Source organism: Nocardia sp. NPDC055165, assembly GCF_053606985.1.
The window spans coordinates 52252-70495 of record NZ_JBSGSS010000004.1; the positions used below are offsets into that span (position 1 = coordinate 52252).

At 66.6% G+C, this 18244-nt stretch carries 17 protein-coding genes; 4 read left to right on the forward strand and 13 right to left on the reverse strand.

The genetic code is table 11. The features are described from left to right. Window positions 1-121: 121 nt before the first annotated feature. Complete coding sequence (locus tag ACWFRF_RS09675) at window positions 122-691, reverse strand: ImmA/IrrE family metallo-endopeptidase (protein ID WP_379316974.1); 570 nt, start codon at window positions 689-691, stop codon at window positions 122-124. Between the two features lie 750 nt (window positions 692-1441). Beyond that, window positions 1442-2134 carry a hypothetical protein gene (locus ACWFRF_RS09680; protein ID WP_378989182.1) on the reverse strand — a complete coding sequence of 231 codons (693 nt, stop codon included), beginning with the start codon at window positions 2132-2134 and terminating at the stop codon, window positions 1442-1444. A gap of 381 nt (window positions 2135-2515) precedes the next feature. Between ACWFRF_RS09680 and ACWFRF_RS09685 the strand changes: the two genes are divergently transcribed. Further along, a complete protein-coding gene (locus ACWFRF_RS09685; RefSeq protein WP_378989183.1) occupies window positions 2516-2905 on the forward strand; it encodes a helix-turn-helix domain-containing protein in 390 nt (129 codons plus the stop codon). A 55-nt stretch (window positions 2906-2960) separates the two neighbouring features. On the opposite strand, the gene ACWFRF_RS09690 is transcribed toward ACWFRF_RS09685, so the two are convergent. The 4 genes from ACWFRF_RS09690 to ACWFRF_RS09705 all read right to left on the reverse strand — a co-directional run bounded on the left by ACWFRF_RS09690 (window position 2961) and on the right by ACWFRF_RS09705 (window position 7156). Next, window positions 2961-3374, reverse strand: a complete 414-nt coding sequence (locus ACWFRF_RS09690) for a hypothetical protein (RefSeq protein ID WP_452449564.1) — start codon at window positions 3372-3374, stop codon at window positions 2961-2963. Window positions 3375-3906: 532 nt separating this feature from the next. Continuing rightward, complete coding sequence (locus ACWFRF_RS09695; protein ID WP_379315044.1) at window positions 3907-4437, reverse strand: hypothetical protein; 531 nt, start codon at window positions 4435-4437, stop codon at window positions 3907-3909. Window positions 4438-4931: 494 nt separating this feature from the next. Further along, window positions 4932-5801 (reverse strand): MaoC family dehydratase, encoded by an 870-nt coding sequence (locus ACWFRF_RS09700; RefSeq protein ID WP_452449567.1) that lies wholly within the window; start codon window positions 5799-5801, stop codon window positions 4932-4934. Beyond that, window positions 5801-7156 carry a 3-oxoacyl-ACP reductase gene (locus tag ACWFRF_RS09705; RefSeq protein ID WP_378989186.1) on the reverse strand — a complete coding sequence of 452 codons (1356 nt, stop codon included), beginning with the start codon at window positions 7154-7156 and terminating at the stop codon, window positions 5801-5803. The genes ACWFRF_RS09700 and ACWFRF_RS09705 overlap by 1 nt, the downstream gene beginning before the upstream one ends. A gap of 206 nt (window positions 7157-7362) precedes the next feature. On the opposite strand from ACWFRF_RS09705, the gene ACWFRF_RS09710 reads away from it, so the two are divergent. After that, entirely contained in the window at window positions 7363-8700 is a 1338-nt protein-coding gene (locus ACWFRF_RS09710) for an acetyl-CoA C-acetyltransferase (protein ID WP_379315042.1), read from the forward strand. Window positions 8701-8776: 76 nt separating this feature from the next. Here the strand turns inward: ACWFRF_RS09710 and ACWFRF_RS09715 are convergent, their stop codons facing one another. The 4 genes from ACWFRF_RS09715 to gnd all read right to left on the reverse strand — a co-directional run bounded on the left by ACWFRF_RS09715 (window position 8777) and on the right by gnd (window position 12280). After that, window positions 8777-9085 (reverse strand): hypothetical protein, encoded by a 309-nt coding sequence (locus ACWFRF_RS09715; RefSeq protein WP_379317908.1) that lies wholly within the window; start codon window positions 9083-9085, stop codon window positions 8777-8779. Between the two features lie 58 nt (window positions 9086-9143). Beyond that, window positions 9144-10112 (reverse strand): alpha/beta hydrolase, encoded by a 969-nt coding sequence (locus tag ACWFRF_RS09720; RefSeq protein ID WP_378989531.1) that lies wholly within the window; start codon window positions 10110-10112, stop codon window positions 9144-9146. Window positions 10113-10227: 115 nt separating this feature from the next. Next, the gene (locus ACWFRF_RS09725; protein WP_378989189.1) at window positions 10228-10929 is read right to left on the reverse strand and encodes a hypothetical protein; all 702 of its coding nucleotides are present in this window, start codon (window positions 10927-10929) and stop codon (window positions 10228-10230) included. 319 nt (window positions 10930-11248) lie between these two features. Next, the gene (gene gnd / locus ACWFRF_RS09730; protein WP_378653866.1) at window positions 11249-12280 is read right to left on the reverse strand and encodes a phosphogluconate dehydrogenase (NAD(+)-dependent, decarboxylating); all 1032 of its coding nucleotides are present in this window, start codon (window positions 12278-12280) and stop codon (window positions 11249-11251) included. Window positions 12281-12583: 303 nt separating this feature from the next. On the opposite strand from gnd, the gene ACWFRF_RS09735 reads away from it, so the two are divergent. Further along, the gene (locus ACWFRF_RS09735) at window positions 12584-14443 is read left to right on the forward strand and encodes a VanW family protein (protein ID WP_378989190.1); all 1860 of its coding nucleotides are present in this window, start codon (window positions 12584-12586) and stop codon (window positions 14441-14443) included. Window positions 14444-14503: 60 nt separating this feature from the next. Here the strand turns inward: ACWFRF_RS09735 and ACWFRF_RS09740 are convergent, their stop codons facing one another. From ACWFRF_RS09740 to ACWFRF_RS09750, 3 genes are all read right to left on the reverse strand, one after another. Beyond that, the gene (locus tag ACWFRF_RS09740) at window positions 14504-15676 is read right to left on the reverse strand and encodes a DUF5685 family protein (protein ID WP_452449570.1); all 1173 of its coding nucleotides are present in this window, start codon (window positions 15674-15676) and stop codon (window positions 14504-14506) included. A gap of 60 nt (window positions 15677-15736) precedes the next feature. Next, window positions 15737-16336: a TetR/AcrR family transcriptional regulator gene (locus tag ACWFRF_RS09745; protein ID WP_378989192.1), complete on the reverse strand. Its 600-nt coding sequence runs from the start codon at window positions 16334-16336 to the stop codon at window positions 15737-15739. An 86-nt stretch (window positions 16337-16422) separates the two neighbouring features. Then, complete coding sequence (locus ACWFRF_RS09750) at window positions 16423-17601, reverse strand: glycoside hydrolase family 3 N-terminal domain-containing protein (protein ID WP_379311883.1); 1179 nt, start codon at window positions 17599-17601, stop codon at window positions 16423-16425. A 114-nt stretch (window positions 17602-17715) separates the two neighbouring features. Here ACWFRF_RS09750 and ACWFRF_RS09755 point away from each other — a divergent pair, with 114 nt between their 5' ends. Further along, window positions 17716-18183: a universal stress protein gene (locus ACWFRF_RS09755; protein WP_378989194.1), complete on the forward strand. Its 468-nt coding sequence runs from the start codon at window positions 17716-17718 to the stop codon at window positions 18181-18183. Window positions 18184-18244: the final 61 nt, after the last annotated feature.

Here is an 18244-nt window from a genome sequence, read left to right on the forward strand (position 1 = left end):
ACCCGCTGGCTCGAGGTGTTCGTGACCGGGGGCCTGCCGCATGAGTTCTGAATCGGCGGCACGCGCCAACGACAAAGCCCCCGTGCCGTTTTCACGGAACGAGGGCTGAGGAAGACTGTGGCTACCGGTGGTGTCGGCCGGGTGCCAGCTGGCGAAGCATCTCACCCGAGCTGGATGTCGGCCACAAGCACCGATAAGGGTATTCGGAGGGCATCCCGGGCAGCCAGCCCAGGCGGTTCAGCAGGTGCACCGGGATCACCGCGAACTCCTCGTTCGCCAGGTGCTGCAATCGCCAACCGAGCAGGAACTCGGTGACCCCGAGGAGCGCGGAGACATCGGTGAGGTTGTCGCCCACCTCCAGCGCGTCACGCAGGTGGGCGACGGGGATGAGGCGTTGTGCCACCACATCGTGCACCTGCATCTCGATCCGGCCCCGCCATCGCTCGCCGTCGAGTGCTGCTGCCAGTTCGCGTGATTCGGCCATCTCGATGTGGGCGACGGCGTGGGCGATGACTTCGTTTCGTACATGACCGGACAGGTCGGCCTGGATAAGGACTGCGCGGTCGACTACCGACCAATACGACACGAAGTCGAAGACCACGGCCGAATCGACCCGGATTCCCTGGTTGAACGCAGATTCTTGGGCGTTGAACCCATTGCGCTGCACCGCGATATCTTGTCGGTCCGGCATCGAGGCATCCGACTCACCTTCATCACCCATGGCAATACACAACTCTCACAACTCGGAACTGACCACGACCCGTCGCATCATCACCACCGGAGACGGTGTCAGATGCCGTGTGTCAGGTCACCGAGAGGTGGTACGCGTCACCGTGGTCGGCGCCCGGAGCGAGCGCCAGCGATCCACCGCACCAGCGACAACCTGGAGGTCTTCTACGCAGATGTCGGACAGATCGACATGGCCGACACGGTTCCTTCGGCCTGGTATCGAGTCGTCTACTCGATAGAGGGACTCGCCTTCGCGAGTAGGTCTCTCACCGGTCGGCTTACCGGATTCATCGGGAGTAAATGCATCGAATGCACCTGACACAAGTAGAACCTCACCCAGCAGCCGAAATGTCGAGACTCTCGGTCGAGAGCACGCGCCCATTCTAGCGTTGACGTGAACCGAGTCCCGGTCAGGATCTGCGGGATCAGCGCTCGCTGACATCGAATCGCGGTGTGCCGAAATTATTTTGGGCACGACGAATCCCGCTGGCACTAGTTTGCGTCATCGGCCACAACTTGTCAACACCGACTTTCACACGATGCCAAATCCCAGGTAGGCGTGGGTATTTCGATACACCGACGCGACGAGATGAGCCCGAACTTCATGCGGCCTAAGCACTTCGGGCACCCGGATCCAGCCGTTTCGGGTCCCCACAACGCCAGCGGGGCGCCGGCAACAATCTGCCGACGCCCCGCTGGGTCACTCTGTTCGCTATGCATCTTTCGCCCGGTGCCGCGCCGGAAGGGCACGGTGCGCATCCAAAACCTCACCCACGATGAAGAGCTCCGGCCAGTCCGGCGACCAGGGCCCCGGGACGGGACTGATCAGACCAGCCTTGCGCAGTGTGCGCACCCGCCGAGCGGTGAGGTTGCGGAAACCGTCACCCAGCTCTTCGGCGAGTTTGCCGATCGCGGCCGCATGGAGGCGAACCGCCCTGGCGCGCAGGACCAGAGCCGCATCGGCGGGAGCGAGATCGACCGGCGGACACACCACCGCTTCCGCGGCCTCGATCGCCGCGGCGAACTCGGCGGGCGCGGCCTCCACACCTTCCGTCATCGCCAGCGCGACGATGTTGCGCTGCAACCATTCCGCCATGCCGCTGGTGGTCGCGACCCCGGTGTAGTCGATGCCGCGCTGTTCGCAGACCAACCGAACCCAGGCCACCAAGACCGACTGGAGGTGGTCGGCCGCGCGAGCAGCGACGGGATTGAACGGAAGTCGCTGTTCCCGTGAGCCATTGCGCGTGCGGTAGTCCACCGCGCCGAAGCGGGTCTGGCGCGTGCGCGCGTCCGACAGGTCCTCGGCCAGGTCGGGGATGTCCCCGAGCATCCGGGCCAGATCCCGCGCGGCTTCCCGATCCAGGTACAGGTGGTTGTCATCGGCCCACCTGTCCAGGGGGGTCACGCCGCATGAATCCTCACGAATGCGGTTCGACGCCGTGACGGCATCGTATGGGCCCATGTACTTGCTCCTTCGGTCGATAGCGGGCCGGAGCCCCGGTCGTACCCTGCTACGCGGCCGAAATCGAGTGGCGCGCCCCCGGGCGGTGTCCAGGAGTGGCTCCTACTGGGACCCACAATCGGACACCCGTTGTATGCAACGTTGTTGCAACGCGTCTGTCAAGCCGAGGCGGCAGAGTGCTGTACCCAGTCACGTACCACCACAAACAAACTCGCCATTCGCTGTTACGGTCTACATCCGGTGCAGGATTTCGATTCGCAAATTCGCAGCCGATGACTACATACACTTCATGCATCAGTGCAAACAATCTGCTACCCTCGATGCATGGTGAGACAACGGAGCGCGGTGGTCCCCGCCGAGGTCAGCGCCACCCTGCGACTTGCTCGCAAGGAGCGCGAGATGTCGATGGACCGCGCCGCGAAAGCAGCACGGATCAGTACGAGCCTGTGGACACAGGTCGAGAACGGGACCCAGTACAAGCGCGGACAGAAGGTCCCCGCCAGCACCACGGCCGAGACCTTGCAGGCCATGGCGGCGGCGGTCGGTCTCGATGCCGAACCGCTGCTGACACAGGCGGGGCTGGACCCGATCGAGACGGAGCAGGTTCGGCCGCAATCCACCGAGGGAATCGTCGATCTCTCCGGGTTGTCCGAAGGTGATCTGCGAATTGTCGCCGCTTACGTCAACGGACTTCGCGCGGCCAGACACAGCTGAGCTCGAACGACGAATGCCCCGCTCATCGCGGGGCATTCGTCGTTCGCGTACTGCGTCAGGAGGCCGGGGGAGTTTCCACCGGGGTCTCCTCAGCCGCTGCCGAGCCGCTGGTGAGCGCCTTCAGGATCGCGGCCAGACTGTCGGCCGAACCGGTCGAGGCGTCGTCGCCCGTGCCGCCGGTGCCGGGTTCGGTCTCGTCGGCGACCTCGGTGCCGGTCTCGGTGTCCGCCGGGTCCTCCGCCGCCGACGAGCCGCTGGTGAGCGCCTTCAGGATCGCCGCCAGGCTGCCGGCCGAACCGGTGGTGGCCTCCTCGCCCGTGCCGCCGGTGCCGGGTTCGGTGACAACCGGCGGGACCTCGTCCGCGGTGGCGACGCCCGTGCCGAACACGGCCATCCCGGCGGCGATGACGATGCCGAAGCCGAGCGTGCGAATCTTCTTCATGAAATGAAACCCCTTGGTATTAACCATGATTGCCGACTTTGTTGCCGACTGAAAGTTTCTAACACGGTCGGCGGCGGCTCCCTAGCCCGCGACATTCGGGGCATTCGCCGAACCATTGCTGCACATTTGCCCGTTGAGTGCCTGACGGCAGAACTCGTTTCGGGGATCTCATATCGATTGCTCGAAGACCGCCGTTCGGCACAACGAACGGGAGCTCGAACAAGATCATTACCGCTGGACGATCGATCAATCACGCGAACCGCGGCAAGATCCCCGCAGCGAAGGATCGAGGCAGAGCATCACGCTTGTGCCGAACCTTGCTGTATACCCAGTTACTGATCGGCTTAGTCCATGAGTGATATCACCATGAAAACCTGTAACGAGTTCCGGTGTGTAACCGATTGGGCGGCAGCCATATTCATGTTTTCCCGCCGTGCGCTGCGCTTACCGGAATATGTGCTGTCAGTTTTCTGTCAGATAGCTGTTTGCTCAGGGCCGCATGCCTTTTCGGGTATGCGGCCCCGACACGTGCGATATCGACCGGGATGGACCGGTCGCGCTAAGACGGGCAGTTGACCGTGTACTCCCACTGGGTGTCATTCGGGCCTGTAACCCGAACGCTCACCGTCGAGGACGACCCCGCGGGCAACGAAACGACCCGAGATCCGGTGCCCTGGTTGGCATTGTCGCCGACATAGCCGGTGTCGAGCACCTGCCCGCCTTCGTAGAAGACCTGAATGCGGTCGGGAATGTTGAGGGTTTCGTAGGTCAGGACGAACGAGGTCGGTCCGGTGACGCCGAGCTGATGCGTCGTGTTGGTGACGCCGGCCCCGCCGGACTTGGTCGAGCGGTTGCACGGCTGCACGCTCTCGGACGACCCACCGCTCGAGCTACCGCCGAGGATTCCACTGCCGGTATCGAGCAGATCCCCCAGAATCCCGCTGCCCGTGTCGATTACCCCGCTTCCGGTCTCGCCGCTTCCGGTGTCCGCGCCTGCCGCCGCGCCGGCGCTCGCGACCAGCGACAGCGCCGCCCCCACGAGAGCAACCGCGCGCAGAATCCCCCGATTCGAATGACTGATCTTGTTCACAACGCTTCCTCCACAACACTTCTCGCCACGGATCTGGATCAGGTGAACCCGCCGACGCGACCGAACGATCGCTGGGCAAGAGAAGTTCTACACGCGTTTCAGAGGAACCGGAATGCTCGAAATTCGGCCACCACGGTGTTCAGATGCCGAATAGTTGCCCGGTGGCGCGAGCCCGCGGTATTGACAGCCGGGCAACACTACAAAGTCAGCCCTCCGTGCCCCGGGCAATTTCTTAGCACGCAGAAGAAAACACCGGACGGTAGACCAAAATGGGCGCCAGAATTCCTTATGGCAACTTCATAGCGAATCATTTTATGTCGATGAGTAAAGTCACAGCAATTGCCCGTAACGACACCTATCGGGATGACGATCGGCGAGATCCTCGAAAGCGTAAGGCCCCGAACACAATCCGTCGTGACGACCGATTCACCGTGCCCTGAAACCAGTAAGGGCCGCACACCCCCCTGGAGTGTGCGGCCCTTGCCGGTGGAGACTCAGCGCAAGGTTGCGGTGAGGTGTGGGTACCCCTTCTTGGGATGCAGGATGGAGAGATCCCAGCCGGATCCGACCTGGTCGGCGTAGATGTTCACCGAGGACGGAAGGAAGATCGGCTTGCCGAACTTGACCGCGTAAGTGGCCTTTTCGGGGACGCGGCCCTCGATGGTGCTGAGGATCGCTGCCGCCGACCACATGCCGTGGGCGATGGTCTGCGGGAAACCCATTGCCTTCGCGCCGATCCCGGAGACGTGGATCGGGTTGTGGTCGCCGGACGCGGCGGCGTAGCGGTTGATCATCTTCTGATCCACGCGCTGCACGCGCAACGGGGGCGGGGGCACCTCATCGGCGGGGGGCGCCGACTTGGGACCGCCCGATAGCGACGTGCGCTGCTGGTGCAGGAAGGTGGTCACCTGCCGCCAGACGAGTTCACGACCGACGCTGATCTCCGTGATCGCGTCCACCAGAAGACCTTTCGGGTGTTCGCGGAGGTTCTCGATGTGGGTGGAGAAATCGAGGGGCTCGGCGACCGAGATCTCGCGAGTGCGTTCGATGACGTTCTCGAAGTGCACCGCACCGACCGCGCTGAACGGGAAATCCCGTGCGACGACGAGTTGCATCGCCAGCGGGAAGCTGAGGATGAACGGGTACGTCAGCGGCAAGATGTCGCTGAAACGCAGGCCGGTGGCATGGCAGTACGCGGCGAGATGGTCGGGGTCGACCCGCACGCCCTCGAGGACTACTCGACGGTCGGGCAGGGTCGGCTTGCGCGCCGACAGCGGAGCGGGCAGCGGGATGGCGCCCAGCGCCGCCTTGGCGTACAGGCCGCCGTTCTTGGGAACCTCGGTGAGGGTGATCGTCTGAGTCATCAGGCGCCGATCAGGCTCTGACCGCAGACGCGAACCACGTTGCCGCTCACCGCGTTCGACGCGGGGCTCGCGAAGTAGGCGATGGTCTCGGCGACGTCGACGGTCTGGCCGCCCTGCAGCAGCGAGCTCATCAGGCGACCGGCCTCGCGGGTGCCGACGGGGATGGCGGCGGTCATCGCGGTCTCGATGAAGCCGGGCGCCACCGCGTTGATGGTGATGCCCTTCTCGGCCAGCAGCGGGGACTCGGCGTCGACCATGCCGATGACGCCCGCCTTGGACGCGCCGTAGTTGGTCTGGCCGCGGTTGCCCGCGATGCCCGCGATGGAGGACACGTCGATCACGCGCCCGCCTTCCTTGAGCACGCCCTTGGCGACGAGGCCGGAGGTGATGCGGTGCGGGGCAGCGAGGTTGACGTTGATCACCGAGCTCCAGCGGCCCTCGTCCATGTTGGCGAGCAGCTTGTCGCGGGTGATGCCGGCGTTGTGGACGACGATGTCGATGCCGCCGAAACGCTCGGTGGCGAAGTCGGCCAGACGCTCGGCGGCGTCGGGTGCGGTGACGTCGAGGGCCAGCGCGGTGGCGCCGATCTTGTTCGCGGTGTCGGACAGCGCCTCACCCGCGGCGGGGATGTCGGCGACGATCACGGTGGCGCCGTCACGGGCGAACACCTCGGCGATGGTGGCGCCGATACCGCGCGCGGCACCGGTCACGACGGCGACCTTGCCCGCGAGCGGCTTGTCCCACGACGCCGGGGCGACCGAGTCGGCGGAACCGACCCGGATGACCTGGCCGTCGACGAAGGCCGACTTACCGGAGAGCAGGAAGCGCAGAGTCGACTCGAGGCCGGTCGCGGATGCGCCCGCTTCGGGGTGCACGTAGACGAGCTGGCCGGTCGCACCGCGCAGCAGCTCCTTGGCGACCGAACGGGTGAAGCCCTCGAGCGCGCGCTGGGCGATCTGCTCGTCGACCGAGCCGACCAGTTCGGGGGTGGTGCCCAGAACCACGACACGGCCCGACGGCGCGAGGCTGCGCATGGCCGGCTGGAAGAACTCGAACAGCTGCGCGAGCTTGTCGATCGAATCGATGCCGGTGGCGTCGAAGACCAGCGCGCCGTATTTGGTGCCCGATTCGAGCGAGTCCGCGACGGTGTAGTCCGACAGCAGCGCGCGGACCGGCTCGGCCAGGCGACCCTTGCCGCCGAGCAGCACCGGGCCGGGCAGCGCGGGCTCGCCCGCCTTGTAGCGGCGCAGTTCGGCCGGCTGCGGGAGGCCCAGCTTGCTCGCGAGGAACGCGCCGGGGGCGGAGTGGATGAAAGATCCGTAGAGGTTCGGTGCACCCTTGCTCTTGGCTGCCACTGTTCCTACCTTCTCTGTGCTCGACGAGTGTGGTGACCGTGCTCCGCCCAGTGTCCCCCGTGTGAGCGCACACTTGCGGGTACGGTGTCGACAACGAACTTACTCCGGAGTAAGTTTAATGTAAACCGATACGACGCCGCGACCGCACGGGGGCCGATTCCAGCGGCCGGCGTTACCCGGAACCGACGAGACCATGGAGAACTCGAGTGACAAGCAAAGCCCGCTCGGCGACGGCCAAGGCCGCAGCTAAGCCTGCCAAGGCCGCGAAGACCCAGCGCCCGATTGCCATCGTTGGCGGCAACCGCATCCCGTTCGCGCGCTCCGACAAGGCCTACGCCAAGGCGTCCAATCAGGACATGTTCACCGCCGCCCTCGATGGGCTGGTCAGCCGGTTCGGTCTGCAGGGCGAGCGCCTGGGCATGGTCGTCGGCGGCGCTGTGCTCAAGAAGGTCGGCGAGCACAGCCTGATCCGCGAGAGCGTGCTCGGCTCGAAGCTCTCGCCCTACACCCCGGCCCACGACCTGCAGCTCGCCTGTGGCACCGGCCTGCAGTCGATCGTCACCGTCGGTGACGCGATCGCGCTGGGTCGTATCGAGTCCGGCATCGGCGGCGGCGCCGACACCACCTCCGACGCGCCGATCGGCGTGAGCGAGGACATGCGCGAGTGGATGCTCACCGCCAACCGCGCCCGGACCACCAAGGACAAGGTCAAGCTGGTCGGCCAGCTGCGCCCCTCGATGCTGGGCATCGAGATCCCCAAGAACGCCGAGCCGCGCACCGGTCTGTCGATGGGTGAGCACGCCGCCATCACCGCGAAGGAATTCGGCGTCGCCCGCGAAGCGCAGGACGAGCTGGCCTACCTCTCGCACAAGAACATGGCGGCCGCCTACGACCGTGGCTTCTTCGACGACCTGATCACCCCGTTCCTCGGCCTGACCCGCGACGACAACCTGCGTCCCGGCTCCACCGTGGAGAAGCTGTCGACCCTGAAGCCGGTGTTCGGCGTCAAGGCGGGCGACGCCACCATGACCGCGGGCAACTCGACCCCGCTCACCGACGGCGCGTCCGCGGTGCTGCTGTCCACCGACGAGTGGGCGGCCGAGCGCAACCTGCCGGTGCTGGCCCACCTGGTCGACTCCGAGGTCGCCGCGGTGGACTACATCCACGGCCCCGACGGCCTGCTGATGGCGCCCACCTACGCGGTCGCGCGCCTGCTGGCCCGCAACGGCCTGACCCTGCAGGACTTCGACTACTACGAGATCCACGAGGCCTTCGCCTCCGTGGTGCTGGCCACCCTGGCCGCGTGGGAGTCCGACGCCTACTGCAAGGAGCGCCTCGGCCTCGACGGCGCGCTGGGCTCGATCGACCGTAGCAAGCTCAACGTCAACGGCTCCTCGCTCGCCGCGGGCCACCCGTTCGCCGCGACCGGCGGCCGCATCGTCGCCTCGACCGCGAAGATGCTGGCGGAGAAGGGGTCCGGCCGCGCGCTGGTCTCCATCTGCGCCGCGGGCGGCCAGGGTGTGGTGGCGATCATCGAGCGCTAGTCCGCGCTGATCACGCACAGAAACGGCGGGTGTTCTCCGATTCTTCGGAGAACACCCGCCGTTTCGTTGTCAGACCTCAGCGGCACGTCGGGTTCGGGTGCGGCTCCGTGGACGCCCACGGCCCGCAGAGAATGAGCTTGAGGAAGCCGAGTGGAATGTCGATCGCGGCGGAACCGGTTCCGGCGGAACCCGATTCGGCTACCACAGTCGGTTGCGCGGGGGCGGCGAGCGCTGTTGGCGCGCCTGCGGCGATACCGGCGACAGCCGCGGTGGCAACAAGGACTCGGATCATTCGACGGTGCATAACAAGCCTTTCAATGGAAAACTGAGCGAAGCTGATAACCACATCGGGTGCCTCGATAAGAGCGTTATCTATAGCTTCCATGGGCTTGACACCTCGAATTATTCAGTGCTACAAGACATTCGAGTTGCACACCGCACTGTCAGTTCGCTTCGATAGCGGCGGCGAGAAGTGGCCAGGAGTTGTGCAGATCTTGTTCCCAATACCGCCAGGTATGGGTGCCGGCGGGGCGGAATTCGGTGTGGGCGGGGATGTTCAGCTCCGCCAGGCGCGCAGCGAGGCGCTGGGTGCACTGGTTGGCAGCGGCTTCGATGGCGCCGCCGAGCAGGATCTGGTCGGTCATGCCGATGACCTTTCCTGGCGTCGCTCCGGGCGGGAGAGTTTCGGCGGCGCCGGGGAGCCCGTTGGCGCTGGACAGGTAGATCGCCTTGCCGCGCAGGCGTTCCGCGTTGAGGTAGGCGTCGTTCGCACGCCAGGCGGGGTCGCCGGGCGGGCCCCACATGTTGGCGGGGTCGGCACCACCGCGGGCGAGGACGAAATCGATATAGGCGCGGCTGACCGGATCGTCGACCGAGGCGCAGCCGCTGTAGGAACCGACGGCGCGGTAACGATCAGGGGCGGCGATGGCCAGGTTGAGCACCGCCGTGGCCGACATCGACAGGCCCGCGATGGCATTCACGCCGGTGGTGCCCAGGGTGGCGTCGATGATCGGCGGGAGTTCCTCGGTGAGGAAGGTCTGCCATTTGTTGCGGCCGAGCTTCGGATCGTCGCGCAGCCAGTCGGTGTAGTACGAGAACGCGCCCGCCGCCGGCGTGACGACGTTGACGTTCTTGTCGGCGAAGAACTGCACGATGTCGGTCTGGTTGTACCAGTTCGCGATATCCTCACCGCCGCCCGCGCCGTTGAGCAGATACAGCGTCGGACGTGGCGCGCTGGTGTCGTGCGGCGTGATGACCTGCAGCGGAATCACCCGGTCCATGGACGCGGAGTACACGTGCAGCGTCTGCTGCCGCTGGCCGGGCCGCTCGATCCGATCCAGCCGCGATCCGTCCGCACCGGCCGTTCCGATGGCGACGACCGACAGCGCGACAACGGCGAGCGCGGTCAGCACCGTCCGCTTACAGGGGAACACGAGTCCTCACAGAGTTCGAAAAGAATGCGCCACACAGAGAATGGTTCGCCGGGACGGCAGCGCGAGACCGTCCCGGCGACCAGGTGCCAGACGATCAGCTACCGATCAGATCGCCCAGCACGTCGGAGATGATGTCGCTCAGCGAGCCGGTGGAGCTCAGCTGGCCATCATCGGAACCCAGCCCGTTGTCACCGAGGCTGCCGATCACCGTCTCGCCGGCGTTGGCGCCGCGCGCGGTGAAACAGGCGGTGAGACCGGGCATCTCATTGCCGACGCCCACGGTGCCCGCGACCCCGACGCCACCACTGGTGACCATCTGACCCGTCTTGACGCTGCTCGGCACCGGGTAGGTGATGGTCAGGGTGACCGGGTTGCCCGAGTTGACGAACCAGCCGGTGCTCGTGACCTTCCAGCCGCCCGCGTTGGGCTCGGCGGTGACGTCCTCGGTGACCTGGCCGCCGATCGCATGATAGGCGGTGATGGTGGCCTTGGTCGGCGCGCCGAAGCCGACCGGCGGGAAGTCGGTGATGGTGTTGACGTACGGGTTACCGATCCCGGTGGTTCCCACGATCACCTTGTAGGTGACCGAGGTGCCGACGCCGATCTGCTCGGCGCTCGCGATCTTGTCGTAGACGTGGGTGACGCCGACGGTGCTCGCGTCTTTCTTCTGCGCGTGACTGCTCACCGCGCAGCTGGCGTCGGCGGCGGCGACGCCGGATCCAAGGCCGACACCGACACCGGCGACGACCAGGGCGGTGGTGGCGACGCCCGCGGCGATACGCGAAGTCCGGAACATGCTTTTCCTCCAAAGCCCCGGGCGAGACGACCGGGGCGAATTCCTCATCAGGTGGGCTTTCCCCCCTCTGACCACAAGGTATAGGTCCGACTGGACGCTTGTCCTGGAAAAGAAGAACGTGTTCTTATTTTGTGGAACATCATTGTTTTACTCTCCGGCACGGGTAGCATCCGAGGATTTTCGATCCACTCGATTCGACCCGGAAACGCGACAACCGACCTCCGTCTGGCGACGAAAGGCCGGTTGCGGGCGTCTAGGGGGCTATTTCTGCGGCAGCTCATTGTGGCCGCCGAACGCCTTTCGGGATATACGCGTCTGGCTACTTCTGCGGCAGCTCATTGTGGCCGCCGAACGCCTTTCGCATGGCCGAGAGCATCTTGTCGGCGTAGAGGGCCTGGCCGCGGGAGGAGAAGCGCTGGTAGAGGGCGGCGGAGAGGACCGGGACGGGGACCGCGGTGTCGATGGCGGCGTCGATGGTCCAGCGACCTTCGCCGGAGTCGGAGACGCGGCCGCTGTAGGAGTCCAGGTCGGGGTCGCTGACCAGGGCCGACGCGGTGAGATCGAGGAGCCAGGAGGCCACCACCGAGCCGCGACGCCACACCTCGGTGATGGCCGGGATGTCCAGGTCGTACATGTAGTACTCGGGGTGTTCCATCGGCGTCTCCTCCGCGGAGTGCTCACCGTGCAGGTACTCCGAGCCCGCGTTGGCGTGCTTCAGGATGTTGAGACCCTCGGCGTAGGCGCCCATCGCGCCGTATTCGATGCCGTTGTGCACCATCTTCACGAAGTGACCCGCGCCGTGCGGACCGCACAGCAGGTAGCCCTTCTCGGCCTGCGACGGCTCACCGGTGCGGCCAGGGGTGCGCGGGGCCGACTCGTAGCCGGGGGCGATGGTCGCCAGCAGCGGCTCCAGGTAGTCGACCTGGGCCGCGTTTCCGCCGATCATCAGGCAATAGCCGCGCTGTAGGCCGAACACGCCGCCCGAGGTGCCGATGTCCAGGTAGTGAATACCCTTGGGCTCCAATGCCTTCGCGCGCTTGATGTCCTCGTGGTAGCGGCTGTTGCCGCCGTCGATGATGATGTCGCCCGGCTCGAGCAGCTCGGCGACGTCCTCGATCACCTTGCCGGTGGCACCGGCGGGAATCATCACCCACACCACGCGGGGCACCTCGAGCATGCCGATGAACTCGGCCAGGTCGGTCGTGCCGCGGAACTTGCCGCCGAGCTCGGACTCCATCTCGGCGATCGGCCCTGGGTGACGCTCGTAGCCGACGGCGGTATGCCCGTCGCGCACGATCCGGCGCACGATGTTGGCACCCATCCGGCCGAGGCCGATCATTCCCAGCTGCATCAGTTCTCCTCGTTCGTCCGGTCCGTGGTGTCGAGTCTCACCCCGATTGTCTCGCGCCGCCGGGTCGTCGGTCCTGGCGGCGTCGGCCCGCGCGCCGAAATTCTTCCGAATGGGCTGTAACGCCCCGCTCCTAGCCCCGATAAACAGATCGGCTCCGTGTAGTTGCCAGACCCCCGACCCGGCAACTACGCGGAGCCTTTCTGCTGCCCCCACCCGGTTGCCGAGCTGCCGAGCGCGCCGAAGCGCGTTACCCTCGGGCCGGACCCCGCAAACATTCGGGGCCAACCTAACGGAAGGACCTCCGTGCCCAGCGAGTCGACCGCCGGACAACCGGCCGACCGAAGGGGCGAGGTCGGATTACGCAAGCTGCTCGAATCAAATCGCACTTTCGATCCGGACACCACCGCCCTTACGCAGCCCTTGAACACCGTGACCCGCGATCGCTGGTCACCCACCCCCGGCCCGGCGGGCCCACCCCCGCCTGCCCCGCCGGGCAACCAGCAGCTGGTCAAGCGGATCGGGATCGCGGTCGGCGCCGTGCTGGCCGTCGGGACCGCCGCCTACCTGGCCGACCTCGCGTTGAGCACGGGTGAGGTGGCGCGCGGCGTCGTCGTCGCCGGTATCGACATCGGCGGGATGGACCAGGCCGAAGCCGACGCGCTGCTGCACACCGAACTCGGGCCCAAGGCCGAGCGACCCCTACCCGTGCGGATCGGCGATGTGCAGGCCAGCATGGTGCCCGCCACAGCCGGTCTGTCGGTGGACTACGACCGCACCTGGGACGCCGTCGGCAGCCAGCCGCTGAACCCGGTGAGCCGACTGATCTCACTCTTCGGCACCCGCGAGGTTCCGGTGTCGAGCACCGTCGACACCGCGGCCCTCGACGCACAGCTCGAGAGCTTCCGCGTCCACGACAATCCGACTGTCGAAGGTACGGTGCGGTTCGAGAACGGCAGGCCGGTCGCGGTCGCGCCGGTGCCGGGCCGGGTGCTCGACACCGAGGCCGCGCGCACCACGATCACCGACCGCTGGGCGGCGACCAGCCAACTGGATCTGCCCGTGGTGGCCGCGCCGGTCGCCGTGCGCGCCGACGCCGTGCAGGCGGCGGTGCGCGACATCGCCACACCGGCCGTCGCGTCACCGATCACTGTGTCCGGCAAGGATGTTCAGGCCACGCTGACCGGCGGCCAGATCGCCGACGTGCTCGGTTTCGTGCCGGACGGCAACGGCGGACTGGCACCCCAGTTCAACAACGACGCCGTCATCGCCTTGCTCGCACCACAATTGGCGAAGTCCGAGGTGGAACCCAAGGACGCCACCTTCACCGTCGGCGCGGGCAAACCGACCGTGGTGCCCGCCGTGGTCGGCGAGAAGGTGGACTGGCCCAAGACGCTGGAGAAGCTGCCCACCCTGCTCACGCAGCCGGGCCCGCGCACCAGCCCGGTGGTGTATCAGCGCATCGAGCCCAAGCTCACCACCGAGGCCGCGAACGCGCTCGGGGTCAACGAGACGATCGGCCAGTTCACCACCGGCGGCTTCAGCGGCCCCTCCGGGGTGAATATCCGCACGGTCGCCGCCAAGGTCGACGGTGCGGTGGTCAAGCCGGGAGATACGTTCTCGCTCAACGAGTTCACCGGCCCGCGCACCGCGGCGGAGGGCTATGTGGAGTCCGGCATCATCGACAAGGGCAGGCCGAGCACCGCGGTCGGCGGCGGCATCAGCCAGTTCGCCACCACGCTCTACAACGCGGCGTACTTCGCCGGGATGGAAGACGGCGGACACACCGAGCACAGCTACTACATCTCGCGCTACCCGGCCGCGCGCGAGGCGACGGTGTTCGACGGCGCGATCGACCTGGCGTTCCGCAATACCGGCACGACCGGTGTCTACATCCAGGCGGTCGCCACCGGCTCCGAGATCACCGTGCGGCTGTGGGGCACCAAAACCGTGAACGTGGAATCGATTACGGGTGAGAAGTCGAAGCCGACCGAACCCAACGAGGTCGTGCTGCCCAAGGGCAAGGACTGCATCGCCTCCGAGGGCGCGCCCGGCTTCACCATCTCCGACACCAGGGTGATCACCGACGCCAAGTCCGGCGCGCAGGTGTCGCGGCACACGCGGACCGTGAAGTACGACCCCATCCCGATCGTCAAGTGCGAGTAGGGGTTCGATAGCAGAAGGCTCGCGCGGTAGGCGGATTCGCCACCGCGCGAGCCTTTTTCGTCAGCAGCCGCAATCGCAGCTGCAGTCACCGCAGCAGCAGTCCTCGCCGCAGCAGTTGCCGCAGCACTCACCGCAATCGCAGCAACTGCCGCAGTCGCATTTCTTGGCCCAGGCGTCCTTCTGTTCGCCGGTGCACGGGCTGGTGTGGTCGACGCAGCAGGCCATGCCGGTGCAGTAGACGCCGAGCACGAGTCCACTCGCCTTGAACGGCCCCGGTCTGCCCGGGCGCCGTCCGGGCGGGGACGGGAACTCGTACGGCGAATGCTGTTGCGCCGTAACTGAAGTACGGCAGGCATGGCCGACCACGATGCCGAGACCTCGACCGAGGCTGCGCAACAGGCTCGCCAGCGGATCGAGCAGCGCCCAGCGCACCGTCGGCAGCTGGTCGAGTTCGGCCTCGGACGCGGCCTGCCGGATGCGGGATTCACTCTCGCGCAACAGATCGTAGGCGCGGGGCATATCCGTGCCGGTGGCCTCCAGCGGATTGAAACGGCCACGGGCGCGGTCGCGCTCGAGGTCTTCGATGGCGTCGGCCAGATGCGCGATGCGGCCGACGTGCCGACCGATCTCCTGAAGGGCCGCAACGTTTTCCGGACGCCCGGCCAGGGTGGCGGTGTGCCCGAAAAGGGTCGCGGCACAGAGCTGAGTCGGCCCGGTGAGTTCCTCGAGCGTGATCACCTCGACCGCCGCGCGGGACTCCATCGAGGACTGGGTGGCGATCGCGGTCAGCATGGGCCCCACATCGAGCCCGATCAGATCAGCCTGCTGCTGAGCTCGTGCGGCCCAGGCGTTCGACACCCGGCGCATCGGTCGGCGGGTGAGGACGGAGGTGTCCCCGTCCTCGACGTGATCGCCGATCTTGGCCGCGCCCAGCAGCAGTGACGCCGTGGCGGCCAACCGCACACCGGGCGCGTTCGCGGCGACCACCGACGCGCGCTTCATCCCGCGCAGCGGACACGGACCGGCGCTCGTGCGCGCACTCGCGCCCGACTGCGCCTCGGTGAGCACACTGAGCACGATCGCGTCGGTGTTGGTCGCGGCGCGGGCCAACTGACCGTGCCCGTCTCGCAGACCCAGACACAGCCCGCACATGTGTGCCTGCCACTGCCCCGGATCGATGCCATATTTCGCCGCGCCGTGCGCACACGGCTTCAACACACCGAACACTGCCACCCCGTCTGTCGTGAAACGTCAACCGTGCACGATCGCAGCCGACGGGGCCAGGCGCAACCGCTAGTCGATCTTCTTCCGGCCGGCCAGACCGCGCCAGGCGAGATCGTCGAGCAGGTCCACCGCCTCGGCCACTTCGATCCGCCCGCTCGCGACCCGGTCGGCGATGGCCTCACCCGCACCGATCACCGCCGCCGCGACGACCTCGAAATTGGTGCCGGGGTCGGCGTTCTTGGCGCTGGATTCCAGCAGTTTCGCGGTGAGCTCGATGACGCGCTCGCGGGCATTGTCGATTTCGGCGGCAAAAGTTTGCTGACCGATAGCCTGACGGTAGAGAACCTGCCAGGACTGCCGATTGCGGTCGACGAAATCGAGGAAACCCTCCAGCGCGGTGCGGACCTGTTCGTGCGGGGTCAACTGCGGGTTACCCGCGGGCGCGACGGCCTCGATGAAACGCAGACCCTCGCGCTGGATGCAGGCGCGGAACAGCTCGTCCTTGGAGCCGTAGTACAGGTAGAGCATGGGTTTGGAGATCTTCGCCTCGGCGGCGATCGCATCCATCGACGTGTCGTGGAAGCCCTTGCGTGCGAATACCTCGACGGCGGCATCGAGCATCTGTTGCTCGCGAACTGCCCGGGGAAGTCGCTTGGTCCCGCCTGCCATCCACTCTCCTACCGCAGGGTGAACCACCTATCTTACTCCAAGGTAAGTTCACCCGCGCTCATTTGCCGCACAGTCGCCGGGTGCGATCAGCAGCCCAGCGCTACGCCCTTGTAGCGCGCCATCCGCAGTACGGAAGTGTCGACCCGGTCGGCGGGCAGTTTGCCACTCGCGACCGACTGTTCCAAACGGTCGAGTACCTGCGGCACCGCATCGCTACTGATCCACAGCGCGTTGTCGGCGCCCGCGACGAGCGTGGCCTCGACCGCGTCGGCGATGGACATCCGGGCGGTGATGGCAGCCATGCCGCTGAGATCGTCGGTGAAGATCGGGCCGTCGTAGGGGGCGGCGCCGTAGCCCTTGCCCTCGCGCAGCAGCGTCATCGCGGCCGGGCTGATGCTGGCGGGCACGTCGGGCTCGGTCAGGCCGGGCACGTCGAGGTGGCCGACCATCACCGCCGCGCCGGAGTTCACCAGCTCACGGAACGGCACCAGGTCGGTGTTCTGCATCTGGTCCAGCGGCGGGGTGGTGACGGCGCCGGTGTGCGAGTCACCGGAACCGGAGCCGTGGCCGGGGAAGTGCTTGATCACCGAGCCGAGGCCCACCTCGTTGGCCGCGCGGATGTAGGCGCCCGCGAATTCGGTGACGACCTTCGGGTCGTCGCTGTAGGAGCGGTCGCCGATCACACTGTCGTCGGGCTGGCTGCTCACATCGACATCGGGAGCGAAATCGACGGTGATGCCCAGATCCTTCAGCGCCTTCGACCTGGTCAGCGTGAACTGGTAGTACTGCTCAGGGGTCTGGGTCTGCGCGATCTCACGGGCCGACGGCGCGGCGCCGATCACGTTCTTCGCGCGCGAGACCCGCCCGCCCTCTTCGTCGATGGTCACCATCAGCGGGACCTTGGCCTGCGCTTTCACCGCGTCGAGCGCCGACTTGTCCAGCAGGCTCGGATCGGTCCAGCTGCCGACGAAGATGCCGCCCACCTGCTCCGAACTCACCACGTTCGACGCGTCCGCCGAACCGGTGATGCCGACGGTCAGCAGCTGGGCCAGCTTCTCCCGCTGGGAGAGCTTGGCGAGATAGTCTGCACCGCAATTGCTTTGGGTCGGAGTCGCCGACCCTGGCGAACTCGGCTCTCCGGCGGCAGAGGGGGCGGCCACTCCGCTGCTACCCGCCGCGGGCGTCGTCTCGTTCGACGAACCTCCCGAACAGGCGGTGGCAACGGCGGCGAGGACTGCGAACACGACCACAGGCGATTTCCGCATGCGCTCCACGGTAGCCCGCTCCCGGCGCGAACCCCACCACGGTGGTTCGGATTGATACACACATCCGCGGGTAACCTGAGGGAAAAGCTGCTCCGACCAGCGCAGGAGGTCGTCATGGCATGCGATCGGATGCTCATCGCCTACGACGGTTCCGAACACGCCAAACGAGCCATCGAGTACGCGGGACGATTCCTGACCGCCGAACGCGCGATTCTGCTCACCGCATGGGAACCGATGGTGCGCCAGGCCGCGCGCATCTCCGGGCTCGCCGGGGTGATGCAGCCGGACTGGGTGCCTGACGAGGAGGTGGAGGACATCGCCTACTCCGACGCCCGCAAGATCAACGCCGAGGGCGTGCACCTGGCCGAACTGGCCGGAATCGACGCCGAACCGCGCACCGCCGAGTGCACCACCACGATCTGGAACACCATTGTGGACTGCGCCGATGAGCTCGACGTCGACATCATCGTGGCCGGTACGCGCGGTGCCACGGGGTTGCGCGCGCTGCTGCACAGCAGCGTCGCCGAGGCCGTTCTCAAGCACGGGCACCGGCCGGTCTTCCTGGTGCCACCGGAGCAGTAGCGGTTCGCCACACCGGAACTTCGTGGCGCCGTCGCGCGGTGAGAGTTCCGTCGCTCTCCCG

What these genes read in the sequence shown, in the direction of transcription:
- ACWFRF_RS09690 (WP_452449564.1), bottom strand. Translation starts at nt 3,374, where the DNA reads ATGGTTAATACCAAGGGGTTTCATTTCATGAAGAAGATTCGCACGCTC.
- ACWFRF_RS09675 (WP_379316974.1), bottom strand. Translation starts at nt 691, where the DNA reads ATGCCGGACCGACAAGATATCGCGGTGCAGCGCAATGGGTTCAACGCC.
- ACWFRF_RS09715 (WP_379317908.1), bottom strand. Translation starts at nt 9,085, where the DNA reads ATGGAAGCTATAGATAACGCTCTTATCGAGGCACCCGATGTGGTTATC.
- ACWFRF_RS09755 (WP_378989194.1), top strand. Translation starts at nt 17,716, where the DNA reads ATGGCATGCGATCGGATGCTCATCGCCTACGACGGTTCCGAACACGCC.
- ACWFRF_RS09745 (WP_378989192.1), bottom strand. Translation starts at nt 16,336, where the DNA reads ATGGCAGGCGGGACCAAGCGACTTCCCCGGGCAGTTCGCGAGCAACAG.
- ACWFRF_RS09750 (WP_379311883.1), bottom strand. Translation starts at nt 17,601, where the DNA reads ATGCGGAAATCGCCTGTGGTCGTGTTCGCAGTCCTCGCCGCCGTTGCC.
- gnd (WP_378653866.1), bottom strand. Translation starts at nt 12,280, where the DNA reads ATGCAGCTGGGAATGATCGGCCTCGGCCGGATGGGTGCCAACATCGTG.
- ACWFRF_RS09685 (WP_378989183.1), top strand. Translation starts at nt 2,516, where the DNA reads ATGGTGAGACAACGGAGCGCGGTGGTCCCCGCCGAGGTCAGCGCCACC.
- ACWFRF_RS09700 (WP_452449567.1), bottom strand. Translation starts at nt 5,801, where the DNA reads ATGACTCAGACGATCACCCTCACCGAGGTTCCCAAGAACGGCGGCCTG.
- ACWFRF_RS09725 (WP_378989189.1), bottom strand. Translation starts at nt 10,929, where the DNA reads ATGTTCCGGACTTCGCGTATCGCCGCGGGCGTCGCCACCACCGCCCTG.